The organism is Streptococcus mitis NCTC 12261, assembly GCF_000148585.2.
In the GTDB taxonomy this organism is placed as follows: domain Bacteria; phylum Bacillota; class Bacilli; order Lactobacillales; family Streptococcaceae; genus Streptococcus; species Streptococcus mitis.
The window spans coordinates 1,449,315-1,471,297 of record NZ_CP028414.1; the positions used below are offsets into that span (position 1 = coordinate 1,449,315).

General features: G+C 43.7%; 18 protein-coding genes and 3 pseudogenes. 2 read left to right on the forward strand and 19 right to left on the reverse strand.

Annotated features, from left to right (window positions below; all coding sequences use genetic code 11):
• Positions 1-83: 83 nt before the first annotated feature.
• Together SM12261_RS07335 and SM12261_RS07340 are read left to right on the forward strand one after the other, a co-directional pair.
• Positions 84-1,538 (forward strand): sucrose-6-phosphate hydrolase, encoded by a 1,455-nt coding sequence (locus tag SM12261_RS07335; RefSeq protein WP_000455280.1) that lies wholly within the window; start codon positions 84-86, stop codon positions 1,536-1,538.
• On the forward strand, positions 1,519-2,484 hold the full coding sequence (locus tag SM12261_RS07340; RefSeq protein WP_000225997.1) for a LacI family DNA-binding transcriptional regulator: 966 nt from the start codon (positions 1,519-1,521) through the stop codon (positions 2,482-2,484). The genes SM12261_RS07335 and SM12261_RS07340 overlap by 20 nt, the downstream gene beginning before the upstream one ends.
• Positions 2,485-2,624: 140 nt before the next feature.
• On the opposite strand, the pseudogene SM12261_RS07350 reads toward SM12261_RS07340, so the two are convergent.
• From SM12261_RS07350 to yqeH, 19 genes and pseudogenes are all read right to left on the reverse strand, one after another.
• Positions 2,625-3,900: pseudogene (locus SM12261_RS07350) on the reverse strand (hydroxymethylglutaryl-CoA reductase, degradative).
• Positions 3,900-5,072, reverse strand: coding sequence for a hydroxymethylglutaryl-CoA synthase (locus tag SM12261_RS07355; protein WP_000151944.1), 1,173 nt, complete (start codon positions 5,070-5,072; stop codon positions 3,900-3,902). The pseudogene SM12261_RS07350 and the gene SM12261_RS07355 overlap by 1 nt, the downstream one beginning before the upstream one ends.
• Positions 5,073-5,185: 113 nt before the next feature.
• On the reverse strand, positions 5,186-5,635 hold the full coding sequence (locus tag SM12261_RS07360; protein ID WP_004239205.1) for a threonine/serine exporter family protein: 450 nt from the start codon (positions 5,633-5,635) through the stop codon (positions 5,186-5,188).
• A gap of 1 nt (position 5,636) precedes the next feature.
• Entirely contained in the window at positions 5,637-6,395 is a 759-nt protein-coding gene (locus tag SM12261_RS07365; RefSeq protein ID WP_000392943.1) for a threonine/serine exporter family protein, read from the reverse strand.
• A gap of 88 nt (positions 6,396-6,483) precedes the next feature.
• Positions 6,484-8,397 carry a Stk1 family PASTA domain-containing Ser/Thr kinase gene (gene pknB, locus SM12261_RS07370; RefSeq protein WP_000614511.1) on the reverse strand — a complete coding sequence of 638 codons (1,914 nt, stop codon included), beginning with the start codon at positions 8,395-8,397 and terminating at the stop codon, positions 6,484-6,486.
• Positions 8,394-9,134, reverse strand: a complete 741-nt coding sequence (locus SM12261_RS07375) for a Stp1/IreP family PP2C-type Ser/Thr phosphatase (RefSeq protein WP_000406256.1) — start codon at positions 9,132-9,134, stop codon at positions 8,394-8,396. Before SM12261_RS07375 ends, pknB begins: the two co-directional genes overlap by 4 nt.
• A 14-nt stretch (positions 9,135-9,148) precedes the next feature.
• On the reverse strand, positions 9,149-10,462 hold the full coding sequence (gene rsmB / locus SM12261_RS07380) for a 16S rRNA (cytosine(967)-C(5))-methyltransferase RsmB (RefSeq protein WP_004239203.1): 1,314 nt from the start codon (positions 10,460-10,462) through the stop codon (positions 9,149-9,151).
• Positions 10,455-11,390 carry a methionyl-tRNA formyltransferase gene (gene fmt, locus SM12261_RS07385; RefSeq protein WP_000163673.1) on the reverse strand — a complete coding sequence of 312 codons (936 nt, stop codon included), beginning with the start codon at positions 11,388-11,390 and terminating at the stop codon, positions 10,455-10,457. The genes rsmB and fmt overlap by 8 nt, the downstream gene beginning before the upstream one ends.
• 12 nt (positions 11,391-11,402) lie before the next feature.
• Positions 11,403-13,799, reverse strand: a complete 2,397-nt coding sequence (locus tag SM12261_RS07390; protein WP_020903001.1) for a primosomal protein N' — start codon at positions 13,797-13,799, stop codon at positions 11,403-11,405.
• A gap of 65 nt (positions 13,800-13,864) precedes the next feature.
• Positions 13,865-14,179, reverse strand: a complete 315-nt coding sequence (rpoZ, locus tag SM12261_RS07395) for a DNA-directed RNA polymerase subunit omega (protein ID WP_025169762.1) — start codon at positions 14,177-14,179, stop codon at positions 13,865-13,867.
• A 24-nt stretch (positions 14,180-14,203) separates the two neighbouring features.
• Positions 14,204-14,830 carry a guanylate kinase gene (gmk, locus tag SM12261_RS07400; protein WP_000775045.1) on the reverse strand — a complete coding sequence of 209 codons (627 nt, stop codon included), beginning with the start codon at positions 14,828-14,830 and terminating at the stop codon, positions 14,204-14,206.
• A 129-nt stretch (positions 14,831-14,959) separates the two neighbouring features.
• Positions 14,960-16,573: a ribonuclease Y gene (locus SM12261_RS07405; RefSeq protein ID WP_000404934.1), complete on the reverse strand. Its 1,614-nt coding sequence runs from the start codon at positions 16,571-16,573 to the stop codon at positions 14,960-14,962.
• A 181-nt stretch (positions 16,574-16,754) separates the two neighbouring features.
• Positions 16,755-17,862, reverse strand: a pseudogene (locus SM12261_RS07410) (nucleotidyltransferase).
• A 9-nt stretch (positions 17,863-17,871) separates the two neighbouring features.
• Positions 17,872-18,613 (reverse strand): annotated as a pseudogene (locus SM12261_RS07415) (class I SAM-dependent DNA methyltransferase).
• Positions 18,614-18,722: 109 nt separating this feature from the next.
• Positions 18,723-19,076, reverse strand: a complete 354-nt coding sequence (gene rsfS, locus SM12261_RS07420; protein ID WP_001003032.1) for a ribosome silencing factor — start codon at positions 19,074-19,076, stop codon at positions 18,723-18,725.
• The gene (gene yqeK / locus SM12261_RS07425) at positions 19,077-19,670 is read right to left on the reverse strand and encodes a bis(5'-nucleosyl)-tetraphosphatase (symmetrical) YqeK (protein WP_000541096.1); all 594 of its coding nucleotides are present in this window, start codon (positions 19,668-19,670) and stop codon (positions 19,077-19,079) included.
• On the reverse strand, positions 19,670-20,299 hold the full coding sequence (locus SM12261_RS07430; RefSeq protein WP_000963701.1) for a nicotinate-nucleotide adenylyltransferase: 630 nt from the start codon (positions 20,297-20,299) through the stop codon (positions 19,670-19,672). The genes yqeK and SM12261_RS07430 overlap by 1 nt, the downstream gene beginning before the upstream one ends.
• A gap of 51 nt (positions 20,300-20,350) precedes the next feature.
• The gene (gene yhbY, locus SM12261_RS07435) at positions 20,351-20,662 is read right to left on the reverse strand and encodes a ribosome assembly RNA-binding protein YhbY (protein ID WP_000060171.1); all 312 of its coding nucleotides are present in this window, start codon (positions 20,660-20,662) and stop codon (positions 20,351-20,353) included.
• Positions 20,663-20,875: 213 nt separating this feature from the next.
• Positions 20,876-21,982 (reverse strand): ribosome biogenesis GTPase YqeH, encoded by a 1,107-nt coding sequence (gene yqeH / locus SM12261_RS07440; protein WP_000391192.1) that lies wholly within the window; start codon positions 21,980-21,982, stop codon positions 20,876-20,878.
• Between the last annotated feature and the right edge of the window lies 1 nt (position 21,983).

Below are 21,983 nucleotides of genomic sequence, written 5' to 3' on the forward strand. Positions count from 1 at the left end.
CTCTTTTTTAACATAAAAGGCTTGCATTTTTTATCGAAAACGGTTACTATTAAATGTGATAAGATTTTTGGAGGAATGAATGAATGGAATGGACTACTGAGCGTCGTTACAGACTTTATCAAGACTGGACGCAAGAAGAAATTAAGAATATTAAGGAAAATATGGCACAATCTCCATGGCATACTCATTACCATGTTGAGCCAAAAACAGGACTCCTAAACGACCCAAATGGCTTTTCTTACTTTGATGGAAAGTGGATTATTTTTTATCAGAACTTTCCTTTCGGTGCAGCCCACGGTTTGAAATCTTGGGTGCAATTGGAAAGTGAGGACTTGGTTCACTTCACAGAAACTGGTGTCAAAGTTTTGCCTGATACTCCATTAGATAGCCACGGTGCCTACTCTGGTTCTGCTATGCAATTTAGCGATAACTTGTTCCTATTCTATACAGGAAATGTCCGTGATGAAAACTGGATTCGTCACCCATACCAGATCGGGGCTTTGATGGATAAGGATGGCAATATTACGAAGATTGACAAGATCTTAATCGACCAGCCAGCAGACTCTACAGACCACTTCCGCGATCCGCAAATTTTTAATTTTAAAGGTCAATATTATGCTATCGTCGGAGGACAGGATTTGGAGAAAAAAGGCTTCGTTCGTCTCTACAAGGCTGTTGACAACGACTATACAAACTGGCAAGCTGTTGGCGACCTTGACTTTGCTAACGACCGCACTGCCTACATGATGGAATGCCCAAATCTGGTCTTTGTAGGAGAGCAACCTGTCCTTCTCTACTGCCCACAAGGATTGGATAAAGATGTTCTAGACTACGATAATATCTATCCAAATATGTATAAAATTGGGGCTTCCTTTGACCCTGAAAATGCCAAAATGGTAGATGTGTCTCAACTCCAAAATATGGATTTTGGTTTTGAAGCCTATGCAACCCAAGCATTCAACGCTCCTGATGGACGTGCTCTAGCTGTTAGCTGGCTTGGTTTGCCAGATGTTTCTTACCCATCTGACCGTTTTGACCACCAAGGAACCTTCTCTTTGGTCAAAGAACTAACTATCAAAGATGGCAAACTCTACCAATACCCAGTCGCGACTATCAAGGACCTTCGTGCTTCTGAAGAAGCCTTCTCAAACCGTCCCCAAACCAATAACAGCTACGAACTTGAACTCAACTTGGAACCTAATAGCCAGAGCGAGATTGTCTTACTTGCTGATAAAGAAGGCAAGGGACTTTCCATCAACTTTGACCTTGCAAATGGTCAAGTGACAGTAGATCGTAGCCAGGCTGGTGAACAGTATGCCCAAGAATTTGGGACAACTCGCTCTTGCCCTATCGATAATCAGGCTACTACTGCTACAATTTTCATTGATAACTCTGTCTTTGAAATTTTCATCAATAAAGGAGAAAAAGTATTTTCTGGTCGTGTCTTCCCACATGCGGACCAAAATGGTATCCTCATCAAATCTGGAAACCCAACTGGAACTTACTATGAATTAGATTATGGTCGCAAAACTAACTGATGTCGCCAAACTTGCAGGCGTCAGCCCTACTACCGTTTCTCGGGTTATCAATAAAAAAGGTTATCTATCTGAGAAAACCATTCAAAAGGTCAATGAAGCCATGCGAGAATTGGGCTATAAACCCAACAACCTGGCTCGTAGTCTGCAAGGAAAATCAGCTAAGTTAATCGGCTTGATTTTCCCCAATATTTCCAATGTTTTCTATGCAGAATTGATTGATAAGCTGGAGCACCAACTCTTCAAAAATGGTTATAAGACCATCATCTGCAACAGTGAGCACGATTCTGAAAAGGAACGCGAATACATCGAAATGTTGGAAGCCAATCAGGTGGACGGCATCATTTCGGGTAGTCACAACTTGGGAATTGAAGACTACAATCGCGTGACAGCGCCGATTATTTCCTTCGACCGAAACCTATCTCCAGACATCCCTGTCGTTTCCTCTGACAACTACGCTGGTGGGGTTCTTGCTGCCCAGACCTTGGTTAAGACAGGCGCCCAGTCTATCATCATGATTACAGGGAATGACAATTCCAATTCGCCAACCGGACTGCGCCACGCTGGTTTTGCATCCGTACTCCCAAAAGCGCCTATTATCAATATTTCCAGTGACTTTTCTCCCGTCAGAAAAGAAATGGAAATCAAGAATATCTTGACTCGTCAAAAACCAGATGCCATTTTTGCTTCAGATGATTTGACAGCTATTCTGGTCATTAAAATTGCTCAAGAACTAGGCATTTCTGTTCCTGAAGAGCTCAAAGTCATCGGCTACGATGGGACCTATTTTATCGAGAACTACTACCCTCATTTGACAACAATTAAGCAACCTTTGCAAGAGATTGCCTGCCTCACTGTTGATCTTCTCTTGCAGAAGATCGAAGGTAAGGAAGTTGCGACAACAGGCTACTTCTTACCAGTTACCCTATTACCTGGAAAAAGTATTTAATACTCTTCGAAAATCTCTTCAAACCACGTCAGCGTCGCCTTACCGTACTCAAGTACAGCTTGCGGCTAGCTTCCTAGTTCGCTCTTTGATTTTCATTGAGTATAAGCACAAGAAAACTCAGACCAATTCGTCTGAGTTTTTTATAATCTTAAATTTTCGAGATAGCGCTGGGCTGTCTCAAGGTTAAAGGTTTTATCTGCGATAAGTTGCTCGACTAGGGGAGCAACTTCAGATTCACTGGCACCTGCTAGGAGAGCCAAGGATTTGGCCTGCAATTTCATGTGCCCTTGCTGAATCCCTGTGCTCACCAAGGCTTTGAGAGCCGCAAAGTTTTGGGCAAGACCGATAGACACGATAAGCTGAGCTAATTCTTTAGCAGATGGATTTCCCAGTAGTTCATGACTGAGGGCTACACGAGGGTTGAGACCGATAGAGCCACCCTTTGTCGCTACAGGCATAGGCAGGGTCATCTCACCGACCAATTCTTCTCTTTCAAGGTCCAGCGTCCATTGACTAAGACCTTGATAGCGTCCATCTCGACTGGCAAAGACATGAGCCCCTGCTTCAATAGCACGCCAGTCATTACCAGTGGCTATTAAAATGGCATCTATACCATTAAAAATCCCTTTATTATGAGTAGCAGCTCGGTAAGTATCAGCCTGCGCAAACTGACTAGCCAAGGCTATCTTCTCCGCAAATTTCTCGTCCTTGATCCTTTTGGCGGCTCAAGTATCGAAAGGCGATACGACAGCTTGCAGTCACCAGAGAATCGGTCGCGTAATTAGACAGGATTCCCATGAGACTCTGTCCCTGACTGAGTTCTTCTAAGACTGGTTTCAAGGCTTCCAGCATGGTGTTGAGCATATTAGCTCCCATAGCTTCCTGGGTATCGACATGGAGATAAACAACGAGAAAGTCTGTTTCACCTTTGATCTGCTCTACATGCAAATCACGCGCCCCACCTCCACGTTTAACGATAGAAGGATAGGCTTGATTGGCAAGTTCCAAGAGTTCGGCTTTCTTGCTGGCAATTTTCTCTTGCGCTTGTTCAGGATTAGCAACTTGATAAAGAGCTACCTGCCCAATCATCTGGCGCTCATGGACTTGGGCAATAAAACCGCCTGCTCGCTTGATGATTTTACTGGCATAGCTGGCCGCAGCAACCACTGAGGGTTCTTCTGTCACATAGGGAACTGTGTATTCCTGACCGTTAACGAGAACCTCTGGGACCAGCGAATAAGGCAGAGAAAAAGTTCCCACTACATTCTCACTCAGCTGGTCTGCCACAGTCACACTAATCTGTTCATCCTGCTCCAAACTCACTTGCTTCTCAGGACTAAGGAGCGCCTGAGCTTTTAACAGCTCGAGGCGCTCTTGGTATGATTTTTTAGAAAATCCATTCCAACTTATCTTCATTATTTTTCAACCTTGCTATAACGGCGTTGGTGGTCAACAATTTCAACCAAGGCAAAATCTTGATTTTCATAGCCAGCAAACTGGGCAGAATTTGTTTCGTCTAACTCTACTTCCTCAAAGAAGACTTTTTCATAGTCTGCAACAGACAGGGCAGTTCGTTGGTTGAGCTTGTTCAAACGGTCCTTATCCAGATAAGCTTCATATCCTTCAACCAATTCACCGCTAAAGAACTCAGCTACAGCCCCACTTCCGTAACTATAAAGGGCAATTTTATCCCCAGCCTTCAAGCTATCTGTATTTTCCAAGAGAGACAAGAGTCCGAGGAAGAGGGAACCTGTATAGATATTTCCCACCTTTTGACTGTAGAGAATAGACTGGTCAAAATGCTTTTGCAAGAGGTCTTTTTTCTCTTGCGGCAGGCTCTTATCCATGATTTTTTTCAAGCCTTTTAGCGCTAATTTAGGATAAGGCAAGTGGAAGCAAACCGCAGCAAAATCATCTAAGGTAAGCTGGTAGCGTTTTTGGTATTCAAGCCAAGTCGTTTTCAAACTATCTAGATATTGCTGGGTAGAATAGACACCATTTACATAAGGGGTTGTTGAGTAATTTGGACGCCAGAAATCCATGATGTCACGAGTCTGAGCTACATTGTCATTATTAAAGGCCATAATGCGTGGATTCTGTGTAATCAACATAGCCACACTTCCAGCACCCTGAGTGGGTTCTCCAGGTGTTTCAATACCATATTTGGCAATATCACTGGCAATAACCAAAACTTTGGACTCTGGAGAATTTTCCACATGCAATTTGGCATAATGAAGGGCAGCTGTCGCTCCATAGCAGGCTTCTTTAATCTCGAAACTACGAGCAAAGGGCTGGATGCCCAGCAAACCATGCACAAAGACGGCTGCAGCTTTACTTTGGTCAATTCCTGACTCAGTAGCTACAATGACCATATCAATTTCTGCTCTTTCTTGCTCCGTTAAAATAGAATCACTTGCACTGGCCGCCAAGGTCACGATATCCTCAGTTAGGGGCGCAATACTCAATTCCTTGAGTAAGAGTCCTTTACTTAATTTTTCAGGGTCAATTCCCCTCGCTTCTGCTAAGTCTTGTAATTTCAAGACATATTGACCGGTCGCAAAACCAATCTTATCAATACCGATTGTCATATTTACCTCTGTTTTATCATTCATTGTAAAAAATCGTTCTATACTATTTTATCACAAATAGCAGTAAAAGAGAGAAAAAAGACTTGATTCACCAAATCAAGTCTCTTGTTAGTCTAACGATTATGCTGTTTTCGTAAGTAAGAATACAGTCTAAGAATCACTGTTCCGCTAGCCATTCCAATGGAAATCACCAAAGCCAACATAACAACCAAGGTTGCACTAGCAATGGCATGACTGTAATCTCCCGTCACAAAAAAGGCAGTTGTCCGATAGGAGAGATAACCCGGAACCAGAGGTGCCAAGATTGCCAAGATAAAGACTACAGCAGGTGTCTTATAAAGAATACTTAAAATCTGGCTGACACAAGAACCGATAATGGCTGCAATAAAAGTAGCCACAATAACATTGGTCGGTTCCTTGAGCAAAAGATAAATTAGCCAGACAGCCATGCCCAAAATTCCTCCTGGTAAGAGCATAGAACGTTGAACATTGAGTACGATTAAAAAAGTGATTATAGCAAGAAGACTTGCTACTGCTTGTAATAAAAAGGTTGTTAGTGTCATATTAGTTCATCAATACCAAGGCGACAGAAGTTCCCGCCCCTAAAGCAAGGGTAATGAGCAGGGATTCAAACATCTTACTCATACCAGAGTTTATGTGGTTGGTCATAATATCACGAACCGCATTGGTCAAGGCAATACCTGGTACAAACGGCATGACCGCACCAGCTATAATCAAATCTGCCGTTGAAGGAAAACCTGTGTAGCGAGCCCAAAACTGGGCTATCATCCCAAAGACAAAGGCTCCAGCAAATGCTGTCACAAAGGGAATTCGGATAAACTTCTCTACATAGAGGGAAAAGGCAAAACCAAATAAGGTAGCCACTCCTGCCCCAAGTGCGTCGTAGATATTTCCACTAAACATAATTGAAAAGAAAGGAGCACTAAAGGTCGCAGCCAGAGTTACCTGCAACTTAGTATAAGGAAGAGGTTGGGCTTGCAAAGCCTTCAATTGCTTGAACGCTGTCTCTAAATCAATCTGCCCCCCTACCAACTGACGAGAAATCTGGTTGACATCGCAGACTTTTTCAATATTATAAGAAGAGGAGGTCACGCGTTTCATTCGCGAAATATTGGTATTTTCAATGGAGAAAAAGATTGCGGCAGGCATAGCCAGAACATTGCAATCCAAAATTCCCTGCGAATGCGCAATACGAATCATGGTATCTTCTACACGATGAATCTCTGAACCACTTTTAAGGAGAATGGTTCCTGCTAACATAATCACATCGATGACGGCATTTAATTCTCTTGATTCTTCCATGCGTTCCTCCTTTTATCAACTCCTACTATTCTATCACAAATCCGGAGTCAAAAAAAATCTTTGCCATGAAATCATGACAAAGATTCGTTTAATCACGAGAATTTTCGTGATTTCCTTCACTATTTGGTTGACTCGGAGTAGGAACCGTTCCTTGTTGATTTCCTTGCTGGCCACCTTGTTGATTCCCTTGATTTGGAGTAGTAGGTGAACCTTGGTTACCACGTTGAACTGACGTTGAAGAGGAACTTGATGGTGGTGTTTTGGGTTTATAAATAGAAATTTTAACACGAGTAGTGCTCAAGTCTACTTTTTCGCCTGCTTTTGGACTTTGCTCTATAACAGTCCCCTCAGCAGTTCCTTCAGGAGCTTTAGACACTTCTACAACTTCGATATTAGCTTTTTTAATGTCATATATCTCTGTAAGATTATTGACTGCAAATTCTCGGCTAGAACCAATATAGCTTGGCATTGAAATAGAATTTACTTTTTTAGCAACTGTCAAAACTATTTGAGTTGCCTTGCTAAGATCATAGGTTGTTCCCTCCGGTAAACTTTGTTTCATGATTGTACCGGCTTCGATTTCGTTGGATTCTTCTTCCTCAATCTTAATCAGATTTTCTGGAACCTTCTTACCCTTCAATTCTGCCACTACATCACTGGACTTTCTTCCGAGATAATTTCCGAGTTGGAAAGACTGCTGACCAGAAGACACAATCAAATTAATTTTTGTTCCTTCTTTACGTGTTTTACCAGCTTCAGGGTCTGTACGAATAACCCGACCTTCTTCAACCTTATCACTGGACTCTGATTTTTCTTCACCAACCTCAAAATTGGCTTTTTTTAGAGCCTCTTTAGCCTCTGCAACCGTCTGACCTGCCACATTTGGAATAGCAATGGTAGCGGGCGTTCTATATAAAATCCATACCAAGGATGCCACAACCAACAAGAAGGTCGCAAATAAAATTGGATAACGTGCTTTCATACGACGACGTTTGGTTGGCTTTGAACTAGGTACTGTTTTTTCTGTCTGATGAGGTTGGGGCTTAGGTTGAGGTCTTCCCTCTTGTACCGGAGCTTTAGGAATAGAAGTCAAGGTACTTTGCGGTACTTTAGGAAGAGTTTTAGTATCTGCCTTAGTTGCATCGTCAAAGACTAGCTTTGGTTCATTACGACGATTATAAGACAAACTACTCGACAAATCCACATACATTTCAGCGACTGATTTGTAACGATCTGTTAATTTCTTAGCAGTTGCCTTGATAACAACATTTTCTAATGCCTGAGGCACAGATGGATTTTCAGCTATAACCGACGGCAGAGGTTTCTGGAAATGCTGGAGGGCGATGGTTACCGCACTATCCCCATCGTAAGGAATATGACCTGTCAGCATCTCATAGAAAATAATCCCCATGGCATAGATATCACTCTGCACAGTTGCTTTAGAACCACGCGCCTGCTCTGGCGATAAATAATGAACGGAACCCAGCATTGAGTTGGTCTGAGTCAAACTCGTCTCTGCAAAGGCTACTGCAATCCCAAAGTCTGTAACCTTGGCAGTCCCATCTGGGGTCAAAAGGATATTTTGCGGTTTCAAATCCCTGTGAACAATTCCTCGAGTATGGGCTAAGCGCATAGCCAAGAGGATTTGTCCCATGATTCGAACCGCTTCTTCATTTGAAAGAGGGTGATGTTCCTTGATATAGCGTTTGAGGTCTAATCCAGCAACATATTCCATTGCAAGATACTGTTGTCCCTCTTCTTCACCGATATCTGTAATCCGAACGATATGAGGATGGTCCAGATCCGCCATGGCTCTCGCTTCCCGCTGGAAACGCGCCACAGCAATCGGGTCTGTCTGGTAGTTGGTTCTCAGGACCTTTACTGCCACTTCTTCCCCGTCTAGAATCAAATCTTTAGCCAAGTAAACATCTGCCATGCCTCCTCGACCAATCTGTTTGAGAATCCGATACCGCCCGGCAAAAATCTTGCCGATTTGGATCATTCTGTTTCCTCCTCATTAACAGCAATAAGGGCAACTGTGATGTTGTCTAAACCACCCGCATTGTTGGCAAAACGGATCAAGGTTGCTGCCTTATCTGCCAAAGAAATATCGCTGGTTACAATATCAGAAATCTCACTGCCTGAAATCATATTTGTCAAGCCATCACTATTGAGTAAGAGATAGTCTCCCGGCTCAAGGGTGATCATTCCAAAATCAGGCTGAATTTCGTCTTTTTGACCGATTGACTGGGTAATAATATTTTTCTGTGGATGGCTAGCAGCTTCTTCAGGTGTCAATTGACCTGCCTTAAGCAATTCATTGACCAAAGAATGGTCGCTCGTTAACTGGTGGTATTCTTCTCCACGAATCAAACCGATACGAGAATCCCCAATGTGGGCATAGATAGCCTGATTATCAATAATGGCTACAGCCTCAAGGGTTGTTCCCATTCCTTTATAGGCTTCATTTTGTCCCAATTGGTTAATCCTTTGATTTTCAATCTCAAGGTTGTTAGCAAACCATTCACGTACTTCATTAACTGTATCGATTTGAGTATCTACCCAAGCTACACCTAGGTCTGTTACCGCCATTTCACTAGCGATATTCCCTGCGCGATGACCTCCCATACCATCAGCTAGGATAATCATAGTACGTCCAGCTCTATTGACATAGTGGTTGACATAGTCTTGGTTATTTGTTCGTTTCTGACCAACATCTGTTAATAATGAAATTTCCATGTGTTAGTTCCTTCCTAATCCGATATCTTACGAAATTGACTGATAAAAAATCCATCACTTCCATACAATTCAGGTGTAATGAGGATACAGCCGTCTTTCATGATATCCTTACATTCATGTTCTAGTGTAACCTGCTCAAATTCAGGATGACTTTCTAAAAATGCCTGTACGACTTGAAAGTTCTCCTCTGAGACAATAGTACAGGTACTATAAGTTATTATACCACCTTTGCGTAGTGTTTGACAAACACTACCTAATATTTCTAGCTGAATTTCCTGCAAGGACGCGAAATCTGCCGTTTCTTTATTGTATTTGATGTCTGGTTTTCGGCGCAGAAGACCGATTCCTGAACAGGGAGCATCTACCAAAATCTTATCAAATGAATCCTGACCAAAAAACTCATGCACCTTTCTGGCATCTAATTTTTGCATTTGAACCCGATCTGCAACTCCCAAACGTTGGGCATTTTCTTGTATTAAGTCCAACTTATGGTCGTACAAGTCCAGAGCAGTAACCTGACCTGTCGTTAGATAAGAGGCTATATGGGCTGTTTTCCCACCTGGAGCCGCACAGGCATCTAGAACCTGCTCACCACCTTGTAAATCAAGAGTGGGAGCAACCAGCTGACTAGACTCGTCTTGGATAGTAATAGCCCCCTCTGAAAATAGGTCATGGCCTGCAAAATGCCCCTGCTCCTTGACGAGACCAAAAACAGACAAAGGTGAATCACTGGCCTCCAACAAGACTTGGATTTCTTCTTTTCGTCCTAGGTCCGTTACACGAATACTAGCCTTGTTGCGCACCAAAAGGCTTTCAAAGATAGCTTGAGCTCGCTCTTCTCCGTATTCTTCCTTGAGCTTGGCAACTAGCCAAACTGGAAGAGAATAGGCAATAGAATCACGCTTGTTTTTTCGCTTGATGCTAGCAATATCTGGCCAGCCTTCACGCAAGATACGGCGAAGGACAGCGTTGACCAATTTTTCACTGCCTTTTTTACGGACTTTGGCCAATTCTACTGCTTCATTGACCACAGCATGGTCTGGAATCTTGTCCAAATAGCGGAGCTGGTAAGCACTCATGAGAAGAAGGACATAAAGCCAACTATCTAACTGGTCTCTGTCTTCGATAAAGTGGGATAGGTACCATTCCAGAGTCAGTTTACGGGCTACCGTTCCATAGACCAGCTCGGTCACCAAGCCCTTGTCTGCTGCCGAAAGTTGACTTCCCTTGAAATGCTTATTTAAGGCGATATTTGAGTATGCTTGATTGATAAAAACATCCTCTAATACTGCTAGGGCTAAACTTCTAGCCGTTTCTACTTTAGTCACCAAATCGTTCTCCTACAGTCAATGTACGTCCAACTCCATTGAGGAAGGAAGCAATGTCCATCTTAGGTTTACCAGCTGGCTGCACTTGTTTGAGGGATAGAGCCCCTTCTGCCGTTGCGACAATCAATTCTTTCTTACCAGTAGAGAGAATCTCACCTGGATTTCCCTGACCTTCTACTGGTAGTGCTTCATAAATCTTAAAGCGGTCGCCCTTAAGGAAAGTATGGGCAACAGGCCAGGGGTTCATGCCACGGATTTGGTTAAAGAGTTGACGATTGGTTTTGTTCCAGTCCAGTTTTTCTTCCTCTGGCTTGATATTTAGCGAGAAAGTGACCTGACTTGGATCCTGCGGTTCAGGTTTGATTTCCCCAGCAATGTAGGCAGGCAAAGTGTCCAAAAGCAAATCACGACCAACTAGCGCCAATTTCTCAAACAAGGTGCCGACATTGTCCTCATCCGTGATTGGAATACTGCGACGAGAAATCATATCTCCTGCATCCATTTCCTTCACCATTTCCATGATGGTCACACCAGCTTCCTCATCCCCTTGAATCAAGGCATAATGGATAGGCGCACCACCACGGTGTTTGGGAAGAAGGGAAGCGTGAACATTGACCGCAAAGTCCATGCTATCAAGGAGTTTACTTGGCAGAAACTGCCCAAAAGCAGCAGTCACAATTCCATCTGCTCCTAGCTTCATAATAGCTTCCATCTCAGGACTTCCAGATAATTTTTCAGGTTGATAAATAGGAAGCCCTGCTTCCTTGGCAGCCTGCTTGACTGGGGTTTCTTGAATCACTTTTTTTCGCCCAACAGCACGGTCCGGCTGGGTCACAACGGCTAGAATTTCGTAACGGTCATCTGTCAAAAGTCCTTTTAAGACTGTTGCTGAAAAGTCGGGTGTCCCCATAAAGATTAATTTTGTCATATCTTCTCCTTCTTATAAAAATTGCTGTGGCTCATGGTCAATGCTGAGACGGAGCTCACTATTTTCCCGTTCTTGAGTCAAGGCTAAGACCTGGTTGAGGGTCGGACTTAGCTCATCTTCTAAACGGTATTTAATCAAAATCTGGTAATGATAGAGGTTGTGGGTACGAGCAATCGGTTTGGGGGTTGGCCCAAGAATGTTACTGGTCTCTGACAATCCTGACCGCAAAATATTCATAACTTCATAAGCACGTTTGACCACCTCTTCTTCTTTCTTGTGAGAAAGGGTAATGCCAATAGTGAAATAGTAAGGCGGATAACCAAGTTGTCGTCTGATTCCCATTTCATAGGCATAAAAACCTTCGTAATCCTGATCCTTTGCAAATCGAATAGCGTAGTGCTGAGGATTGTAAGACTGAATCAAGACCTGCCCAGCTTTTTCAGCACGACCTGCCCGGCCTGCAACCTGAGTCAAGAGCTGGAAGGTTCTCTCAGAAGAACGGAAATCAGGTAGATTCAATGCCGTATCCGCATTGAGAACTCCAACTAAGGTTACATTAGGAAAATCCAATCCCTTGGCAATCATCTGAGTACCTAGTAAAATATCTGCTTCTCCTCGCCCAAACTGGTCAAGAAGAGCTTGGTGACTACCTTTCTTACGAGTCGTGTCCACATCCATCCGCAAAATGCGGGCCTGCGGAAAGAGTTCTGCCAGCTCATCATAAGCCTTCTGTGTCCCTGTCCCATAGTAACGAATACTTCGGCTCTTACAGTTAGGACAGACCTGAGGAATGTCCTTCGAAAAACCACAATAATGGCAGTTCATGGTCTTGGTATCCATGTGCAAGGTCAAGGAAATGTCACAGTTAGGACAAGTATCCACGGTCCCACACTCCCGACACATAACAAAGCTAGAATAACCACGACGATTGAGCATAAGAACCACCTGCTCTTTTTTAGCCAGACGATCCTGAATCGCTTCTAGCAAAGGTGGCGTAAAGTTTGACGTTTCATTTTGTCCGATATAGTCCCGAAAGTCAATTACTTGAACCTCAGGGATCCTAGCTAAAGGATTGGCGCGCTGGGTCAGACGTAAATGTTGATAAACGCCTTTTCCAGCCCGAGCACGGCTTTCCAGACTAGGAGTTGCTGAACCAAGTACCAGTGCTGCTTGATTATACTGGGCCCGTAAAATAGCTACCTCTCTAGCATGGTAACGGGGATTGCTGTCCTGCTTATAAGTCGCTTCATGCTCCTCATCGATTATAATGACACCTAGATTTTTCAGCGGAGCAAAGATGGCAGATCTGGCACCCACAACAACTTGAGCATCGCCACGTTCCACCTTGCGCCATTCGTCGTACTTTTCACCATTGGATAGGCCTGAATGAAGAATGGCCACTTTCTCACCAAATCGAGCAATAAAACGCTCCGTCATTTGTGGAGTCAAGGAAATCTCAGGCACCAGCAAAATAGCTGTCTTGCCCTTGTCCAAGGCTCCTTGGATAATCTGCAAATAAACCTCCGTCTTCCCACTTCCTGTAATCCCTTGAAGGAGGAAAGGAGGCTGATGACTGCCAATCGCACTGACAACCGCATCACGCGCCTGTCTTTGCTCTGGATTCAACTCTAAAGGCTGACTTGCTTCAATCCCTTCAAAATAAGCAGCCGAGCGTTGAACTTCCTTTTGAACTATGGTCACAGCACCTTGTTCCACAAAGAAGTTGACTTGCTCCCGCGAGTAGGACTCTAACAAACTAGCCAAAGAAGCGCTCTCTGGATGAGACAGCAGATAGTCTCTCAGTTCTAACTTTTTCTTGGCGCGTGTAGAAATCTCTACACCTTCTAACTGAACAAGGTCTACCTCATACCAAGACTGGGTCTTGACCTTCTTTTGATCAATCGCCTGATATTCTAGACCAAGCAGGCCTTTTCTAGTCAAACGCATCATTTCAGCTTGCTTACCTAAATCTAGAGAAGAAAAGGCAAGCGAATCTTCTGAACCAAACAAGCGCTCTCGGTCTTCCTGACTCAGACCTGCCATAGGATAGAGAATTTTGTCATAGCTAGAGTTCAGAAACCCTGGTAACATAGCCTTGAGGATAGAAATTTTATAGGAAAAGACGGATTTACGGAGCTCCTCAGCCAGCCAGAGTTGTTCTTGCGTGAGAACAGGGGAAAAATCCAGTACCTCGGCAATATCTTTTAAATCTTGCTCCATCTCTTCTTCATCCAATTGGGACTCCAAACCAAGAACAATCCCTTGAATCAGGCGATTTCCCTTACCAAAAGGCACATGAACTCGCATCCCAACTTCCAGCATTCCCAGAAATTCCTCAGGAATCCTGTAACTATAGGGCTGGTCCGTCTGCATCAAGGGCACATCTACAATAATCTTGGCTATGGGCATCTTCTCACCTCCTCCTTGTCAGTACATTCTTGCAATAGAAAAAATAAGATTGAGTCCCCCCAACCTTAAATTTTTTCACCATCTTCTTTTTCTTTAGCGATTTGCTCTTTGATTTTCTTTTCTTCTTCTTCTTTGCGACGTTTTTCTTCTTCGATACGGCGACGCACTGCTTCACGTTTTCCTTCTGGATCTGGGTGAATTGTAACGTTTCCTGATTCGATTTCTTCTAAAGCGCGAAGAGTTGATTTTTCAGACTTGAAACCTTGAGTTGTTGGTGCACCTGCTTCCAATTCGTGGGCACGTTTTGCTTCCAAGATTACGAGTGAATATTTTGAAGGAACCTTGTCGAGCAAGGTATCAATAGAGGGTTTTAACATCATTTGCTTGTACCTATTTTCTAAATTTTATCGAGTAGTTGGAGACTTTGGTAACATCTCCTGATAGTGACCAATGACACGATCCACACGGAAGTGTTCTGCTTCGATCACACGTTTGACACGCTCAGCAGCTAGGGGCACCTGATCGTTGACAATCGTATAATCATACTCACGCATAAGCGCAATTTCTTCCTTGGCTTTTTCGATTCGTTGGGCAATCACTTCTGCACTGTCTGTTCCACGTCCTACCAAACGATCTTGCAATTCATCCAAATCTGGTGGTGTCAGGAAGATAAAGACAGCATCTGGAACCTTTTTCTTGACCTGAAGAGCTCCTTGAACCTCAATTTCAAGGAAAACATCGATTCCCTTGTCCAAGGTTTCATTGACATAGGTCAGAGGAGTTCCATAGTAGTTGCCGACATATTCTGCATATTCCAACATCTGTCCTTGACGAATCAGCTCTTCAAACTCTTCGCGAGTGCGGAAGAAATAGTCAACACCATCCACTTCTCCAGGACGTTGTGCGCGCGTCGTCATCGATACAGAGTATTGAAATTGATTTTCAGAACTCTCAAAAATCTCTCTTCTAACCGTTCCTTTTCCAACCCCTGAAGGACCAGAAAAAACGATTAGTAAGCCTCGGTCTGCCATTGTGTCTCCTTTTAGTCAGTCTGTGAAATAACATTTCTCTAGAATAACGGCAAAAAGCCAAATTATCCTTTACAGTCTTTCTATCTAGTGTAACAAAAAAGCAGTAATTTTTCAACTGCTCTTTCTTATTTATTTAGCATAATCTACTGCACGAAGCTCGCGAATCACGGTTACCTTGATATTTCCTGGGTAATCGAGATTGTTTTCAATTTTCTCACGAACTTTATGAGCTAAGATTGTGACTTTGTCGTCCTTGATTTGTCCTGGATTGACCATGATGCGGATTTCACGTCCTGCTTGAAGGGCAAAGCTATTTTGTACCCCTTCAAAGCCGTTAGCAATTTCTTCCAAATCATGGAGACGCTTGATGTAGCTTTCAAGAGACTCACTACGAGCACCTGGACGAGCTGCGCTCAAAGCGTCTGCTGCAGCAACGATAACTGCAATCACGCTCTCAGCTTCAACATCTCCGTGGTGGCTAGCAATGGTATTGACCACAACTGGATGTTCCTTGTACTTACGGGCCAATTCCATACCGATTTCAACGTGGCTACCCTCAACCTCACGGTCAATGGCTTTTCCGATATCGTGAAGGAATCCAGCACGACGGGCAAGAGCCGCATTTTCACCAAGTTCGCTCGCCATGATACCAGCCAACTTAGCAACCTCAATCGAATGACGCAAGACATTTTGTCCATAAGAAGTACGGAACTGCAAACGTCCCATAATCTTCATCAAGTCTGGATGAAGGTTTGGCGCACCAATTTCATAGGCAGCAGCCTCACCGTATTCACGGATCTTATTGTCAATCTCTTGACGGTTTTTCTCAACCAACTCTTCGATACGAGCTGGGTGGATACGACCATCTTTGAGCAACATTTCCATGGTCATACGGGCAATCTCACGACGAATCGGATCAAATCCTGACAAGGTTACCACTTCTGGTGTATCGTCGATAATCACATCAACCCCTGTCAAACTTTCAAAGGTACGAATATTACGGCCTTCACGACCAATAATGCGTCCCTTCATAGTATCGTCTGGCAGGTGAACCGTTGAGTTTGTTGACTCTGCTACATATTCACCAGCAATACGTTGCATAGCTTGAACCAGGATATCCTTGGCCATTTTGTCAGAACGTTCCTTGACCTCTTGCTCAGCTTCGCGAATACGGCTAGCAATCTCCTTGGTCAAGTTTTCCTCTGTCTGAGCCAAGATAATATCTCGTGCTTCTGCCTGAGACAGAGCACCAATACGCTCTAGTTCTGCTTCTTTTTGTCTTTCGACTTCCTCTAATTGCTCTTCACGCGCATCAAGGTTTTTCGCTCTATCAGAAATACTTTGTTCTTTTTGTTCAAGTGTTTGTTCCTTACTCGTCAAATTGTCGTCCTTACGGTCAAGGCTGGTAGCTCTCTCTGTCAAACGACTTTCGATTTGTTTGAGTTCTTGACGTTCTGATTTGAATTCAGCGTCCACTTCTTCACGGTATTTTCTGGCTTCTTCTTTGGCCTCCAATAGTGCTTCTTTTTTAAGAGACTTGCTTTCACGTTTGGCTTCATTAACAAGTAAATCCGCTTCACGCTCAGCTTGTCCACGTAAATTAGTTGCTTCTTGTTCAGCATTTAAAAGCATCAACTCCGCAGCTTCCTGAGATGATTTCATCTTAGCTGAGATGCTGACATATCCAATGACTAAACCAATGATGACGGCAAAAACAGCAATCGCAAGCGACATGATTTCCATGTTTTTACCTCATTTTATTGTTATTCCGAATGACATACATTCTTTTACATTCTACCATAAAAAAGTGATTTTCACAAACCTAAAATAGAATATGTTTTGGGGAATTTGGAACGCGTTTGCTAAAATAAACTTGTTATTTAGAAATAGTAGTTTAGTAGAGACTTGAGAAAAAGTCCACCTTTCAGTAGACTGAGTTTGTTTCTATTCTTATCGGTACTCTTCCAAAATTCTGCTCTGCTATACTTGGATTTCCCAGTTGGTAAATCTGGTCTGCCTTTTGGGTCATAGCATCCCAAGGTTCTTTGCCAATTCGGCTGACTAGATGGACCTGCTCTTTCAGAGACTTGAGATGTTGTCTGCCTTTTTCGGTAAAGCCAAGGACATGAATGTCTTCTGGCAAGTCATTTTCTCTAGCCTGCACCAAAATATAAGTCAAAAGGCGTCTGACACGCGCCTTGGTATAACGCTTGGTCGCAACCGCCTCAACCAATTCTTCCACAGACTGGGCTGTTTTAATAGCTTCCTTAATGCGCGCAGCCATTTCTTGATTGACCTGATAGATAGTGGTTAGGTCTGGATTTGACAAGATTTGATAGCGGAGCAAGGGAAAATAGTCTTCCCAGCTCACCTTACTGGCCTGCTCAAAGAGGGCAACAGAAGGCATAAAGCGTTCTAAGAAATCTTGATCCTTCTGGTGCTGACGAAGAGCTGTCGCCGAAGCAAAGTCCACATCTTTATCTACAGAATGGTAGCCCGCCCCCTGACGCTGAATCGGATGCAGTTTGGTGTTGTGTCCAACAACGGCTTTGGCATAGGCAAGAGCAAGAACATGATTGGGCGTATTGCCTGAAAAATCAAGACCTGCAAATTCCTTCCACATGGTTTGGGTTTTCTGGGGATAGGAAAGGGAATCAGGCAAATTTTCCACAAATTTCTCCATCTCAGTCCCCTGCTCTGTGTATAAGTCAGCGATTTTCTGGTAATCTAGAACTTCCTCCGTCCCAAAAGCGAGGCTATCAATGCCCAACCTAGCCAAGATATCCACAGCTCCTTGGCCGAAGAAATCCGCCGCCTGAACACTGACTAAAAAGGGCAATTCCACTACCAGATCCGCTCCCATTTTCCAGCGCCATCTGGGCTCGTGTCCACTTATCCACGATAGCAGGCTCTCCACGCTGCATGAAATTCCCTGACATGGCAACGATTTTCAGTCCCTCAGCCTGATTTAGCAGGTACTTATGCCCATTATGAAAGGGATTAAACTCCGCGATAATACCTGTGATGGTCATGATAATCTCCTACTTCTGCGCGACAAAAAACCAACGGGTGCTAGTTTCTGTAGGCTCTTTGTCCTCAAAGTCCGCATAAAGTTTGAAGGATTTGAAACCAGCCTGTTCCAGCAAAATATCATAGGTCAGGATCTCATAAGTCCGCTCCTCATGCACTTCATCGTAGCGACTAAAGGAACCGTCAGCCTCCTTGATAAAAAAGGTCAACTCATGCACGATGGAGTGAGGTGCTTCGTCCTCGTAGGTATCCCAGAGCATGGCAAAATCTTCCGCATTTTCATGGTAAGAATAGCCCTGGAAAAACTTTATCTGTCTGGTAGGTGGAATGCACATCAAAGATAAAGACACCATCATCATTGAGGGCATTATAAACTTCTTTGAAAACATCCCCCACTTCCACTTCATCCTGCATGTAGCAGATAGAATCCGAATAACACGTGACAAAGTCGAATTTCCCTGCCTTGGATAAATCCAGCATATTGCCTTCAATAAAATCAATCTTTTGCTTGGCCGAAGCCGCTCTCTTTTCAGCAATCTTCAACATATCCCCACTCAAGTCAAGTCCAGTCACATCAAAACCAGCCTGAGAGAAGCGCACAGATTGAATTCCTGTCCCACAAGCCAGCTCCAAGAGTTTCTTTCTCTCCTTGTTTTTAGGCAAGTGACGCAGAGAAAAATCCGTCCATTTGTCATATAAACCATCGTCCATCACAGCATCGTAAACAGCCGCAAAGGTTTCATAAGTTGCCATAATCATGATACCAAGAGCTCCATGGTAAACACTACTAGCCCTATACCTTTCTATCCATTTTTTCTAAAATAAGCAAAGAAACCCAGTTGACTGCAACTGAGTTCGTCTTCTAAGCAAGAGTTTCAGATAAATCTACTGAATCCGCCTCATGCCATAGTTTTTCTAGGTTATAGTGGGCACGCATTTCTTCTGAAAAGACATGCACAACGACAGCACCAAGGTCCAGCAAGACCCAACCTCCAGCTGCGTCGCCTTCGACATGACTGCCTTTAAATCCTGCTTCCGCTACTTTTTCACGGATATTATCAGCGATAGTATCCAACTGACGGCTATTCATAGAGCTAGTGATCACAAAGTAGTCTGTCACACTGGTCAATTCTTGTACGTCAAGTGCGAGAATATCCTCCGCACGTTTCTCATCAGCCGCTTTCACGACTAGTTCTAGTAATTCTTTTTCGTTCATTTAGTCCTCTTTCAAATAGTGCACAAAGGCGTTATAGGTTTCAAGGGTTTGGGGATAGATGGGGAATCCCTGATGGGCTAGATGCTCCACGGTACGAACTGTCTCATAAGCTACTGCCTTATTAAGTGACAAACTTGCAATCTCACGCGCTACATCCACTCCAGGAAAGGATCGATTATGCTCGATATAGTCTGCGACATAGATAACCTTATCTAGGTCTGTCATCTGGTCAGCCCCGACTGTATGGATTTCAATAGCTCGCAAGATTTCTAAATCATGCAAATCCAAATCTTCCTGAATCTTATAAATTCCGACCATACCATGCCAGACATTATTGCCCCAGTTTTTGAGGTCAGGGTCTAGCTGATAACGGTCAATCAAGTCTAAGAATTCCTGATCTGACAACTTCTTAGCATAGTCATGAAGAAGGCCTGCTAGTCCTGCTTTCTCGGTATCGACTCTAAATCTCTGAGCCAATTCTATAGCTGCACGCTCCACACCCAAGCAATGGGTTAAGCGTTTCTCGGGTAGAAGCTCTGCCATTTTTTCCAACAAAGCCTCACGGGAACAGTTAATATAGTCTTGATAGCCCATCAGTAAAGCCCCTCCTTCTCGATGTAGTCTAGCACTGGCTGAGGTAGGAGAAAGTTGGGTTTCCGTCCTTGGGCAAGGAAGTCACGCACCATGCTGGATGAGATATCCATGAGAGGCACATCCACCCAGATAACTGGGTAAGAAGTTCCAGCCTTGTAGCGTGGGCGCTGAACCCCCACAAACTGAACCATGTCAACCAGTTCATCAATTCGGTACCACTTAGGCAGATAGTCCACCATGTCAGCACCGATGATAAAGTAATAATCCGTATCTGGATGTTGCTCTGTCAAAATTTTCATGGTGTCATAGGTGTAAGAAATGCCCTTGCGCTCCAACTCAATGGTTTCAATGGCTAGGCCGTCAATCCCCTCAATTGCCAATTCAAGCATCTTGAGACGGTGGTGTTCAGGGATGGTTTCTTTTTTATCTACGTGAGGAGGTTGGTATTCAGGCATGAGCAGAACCTGATCCAGTCCCAACTGCTGGCGTACTTGGTCCGCAACGATGAGATGGGCATTGTGAACAGGGTTAAAATTCCCCCCTAAAATCCCAACTTGTTTGCGTTTTTTCTCCTTGATTTCTGGCTCCAACTCTACCTTGGTAAAGGGAGTCAATAGTTCGATTGCCATAGGCTAGTCTCCTTTATTTCTCTGTAAAAACAGTTGTTTGGAGTAGTTTTTCTATATTTCTTTGACTTTTTTAGAAATCTTGCGATTCTCTTTCTTGCTGGATTGTTTATACAAAATCAAAATACGGCCAATTTTTTGGACTGTATCCACACCAATTTCTTCTTCCAAGATTTCAGCTACTTCGTGGATATTTTCATCGGTATTTTGCAAAAGAGTAACCTTGATCAATTCACGCGCATCAAGAGCTTGACGGACGCTGGTTTTAATTTGGTCGTTGAGACCGTTCTTCCCAATTTGAATGATAGGTTTGAGGGTATGTGCCTGACTGTTGAGGAAGGCACGTTGTTTTGATGTTAATGACATAATTTTCTTAAAAGAGTTTCTTTTTATACTTTTCTGAAGTGGTGACGGACGTCAGCAAAGTCCTTCGGACTTTCATGACTAAAATTTGAGCCTAAGGTCTCAAATTTTCCGCAGTTGGTACAATCACTTGTACCAACTGACACCACAGTGAAAAGTATTCGCTGTGGGCTCTCAGGGCACGCACGAATTTAGACAACCCTTTCCTTTCTGTGTTTAAATAATTGCTTTTCGTGTGACGACGGCGACGCCTTCTGGTGCCCAGACGGCGACTTTGGCAGTTCCTGTTACGCGGATCCAGCCTAGGCCTGAGATGACTAGGTCAGTCTTCTCCTTAATATTAAATACATGCTGGACTAATTTTGGAAAATCTTCTTTTTCCTTGCTATTTGGCGGTGTCAGAAGGGTTCCGACGTGCTTATCGTAGAAAGCACTAGCGCCTTCAAGTTTGGTACGATGGAGTTTGAGTTCATTGTCAAAGAAAGCAGTAAATCCTTGTTTTTCTCCTGATATAAAGTCAAAACGTCCGAGACCTCCTAAAAACAGGGTTTGTTCAGGATTGAGCTGATAGGTTTTAGGTTTGATTTCCTTTTTAGGACTGACATACTTGAGGTTTTTGGCCGTCAAGTAGTGAGCCATCTGGTGACGGTGGATAATCCCTGGTGTATCGTAGATATAAGAACCGTCATCAAGCGGAATCTCGATTTTGTCCAAGGTTGTCCCTGGGAAGCGCGAAGTCGTGATGACATTCTGATCACCCGTAATTTCTTGGATAATAGCATTGATTAGAGTTGATTTTCCAACGTTGGTCACACCGACCACATAAACATCACGACCCTTACGGTAGTGTTCAATCTTGTCAATGACTTCCTTAATAGCATGTTTGTTTTGGGCCGAAGTTAAGACGACATCGACTGGACGAAGTCCTTCTTCGTGGGCACGTTCCATGAGCCACTGGCTAATCTTGCCTGGTTTAACAGACTTGGGCAAGATATCTTTTTTATTTCCCACCAAGAGGACATCATTGCCCGAGACAAAACGTGGCAAGCCTGGGATAACAGAGCCATTAAAATCAAAGATATCAATGACATTAACTACCAAGGCATCACTGTCTCCCACCTCGTGCAAGAGCTTGAGGAAATCATCGTCCGTCAACTGGACATCCGTGATTTCATTATAGTGGCGGAGACGGAAACAGCGTTGGCAATAGACTTCGCCAGTTTCCAAACCTTTTTCAAGTGCCGACTGGGGGGTAAAACCAAGACCAGCCTTATCTGTCGTCTGAATGGTTGCTCCACAACCAATACAGAGAATTTCTTCCATA

What these genes read in the sequence shown, in the direction of transcription:
- yqeK (WP_000541096.1), bottom strand. Translation starts at nt 19,670, where the DNA reads ATGGGCTATCAAGACTATATTAACTGTTCCCGTGAGGCTTTGTTGGAA.
- rsfS (WP_001003032.1), bottom strand. Translation starts at nt 19,076, where the DNA reads ATGAACGAAAAAGAATTACTAGAACTAGTCGTGAAAGCGGCTGATGAG.
- SM12261_RS07430 (WP_000963701.1), bottom strand. Translation starts at nt 20,299, where the DNA reads ATGGCAATCGAACTATTGACTCCCTTTACCAAGGTAGAGTTGGAGCCA.
- yqeH (WP_000391192.1), bottom strand. Translation starts at nt 21,982, where the DNA reads ATGGAAGAAATTCTCTGTATTGGTTGTGGAGCAACCATTCAGACGACA.
- SM12261_RS07340 (WP_000225997.1), top strand. Translation starts at nt 1,519, where the DNA reads ATGGTCGCAAAACTAACTGATGTCGCCAAACTTGCAGGCGTCAGCCCT.
- gmk (WP_000775045.1), bottom strand. Translation starts at nt 14,830, where the DNA reads ATGGCAGACCGAGGCTTACTAATCGTTTTTTCTGGTCCTTCAGGGGTT.
- yhbY (WP_000060171.1), bottom strand. Translation starts at nt 20,662, where the DNA reads ATGTCATTAACATCAAAACAACGTGCCTTCCTCAACAGTCAGGCACAT.
- SM12261_RS07390 (WP_020903001.1), bottom strand. Translation starts at nt 13,799, where the DNA reads ATGCCCATAGCCAAGATTATTGTAGATGTGCCCTTGATGCAGACGGAC.
- pknB (WP_000614511.1), bottom strand. Translation starts at nt 8,397, where the DNA reads ATGATCCAAATCGGCAAGATTTTTGCCGGGCGGTATCGGATTCTCAAA.
- fmt (WP_000163673.1), bottom strand. Translation starts at nt 11,390, where the DNA reads ATGACAAAATTAATCTTTATGGGGACACCCGACTTTTCAGCAACAGTC.
- SM12261_RS07375 (WP_000406256.1), bottom strand. Translation starts at nt 9,134, where the DNA reads ATGGAAATTTCATTATTAACAGATGTTGGTCAGAAACGAACAAATAAC.
- SM12261_RS07355 (WP_000151944.1), bottom strand. Translation starts at nt 5,072, where the DNA reads ATGACAATCGGTATTGATAAGATTGGTTTTGCGACCGGTCAATATGTC.
- SM12261_RS07335 (WP_000455280.1), top strand. Translation starts at nt 84, where the DNA reads ATGGAATGGACTACTGAGCGTCGTTACAGACTTTATCAAGACTGGACG.
- SM12261_RS07405 (WP_000404934.1), bottom strand. Translation starts at nt 16,573, where the DNA reads ATGGAAATCATGTCGCTTGCGATTGCTGTTTTTGCCGTCATCATTGGT.
- SM12261_RS07360 (WP_004239205.1), bottom strand. Translation starts at nt 5,635, where the DNA reads ATGACACTAACAACCTTTTTATTACAAGCAGTAGCAAGTCTTCTTGCT.
- rpoZ (WP_025169762.1), bottom strand. Translation starts at nt 14,179, where the DNA reads ATGATGTTAAAACCCTCTATTGATACCTTGCTCGACAAGGTTCCTTCA.
- SM12261_RS07365 (WP_000392943.1), bottom strand. Translation starts at nt 6,395, where the DNA reads ATGGAAGAATCAAGAGAATTAAATGCCGTCATCGATGTGATTATGTTA.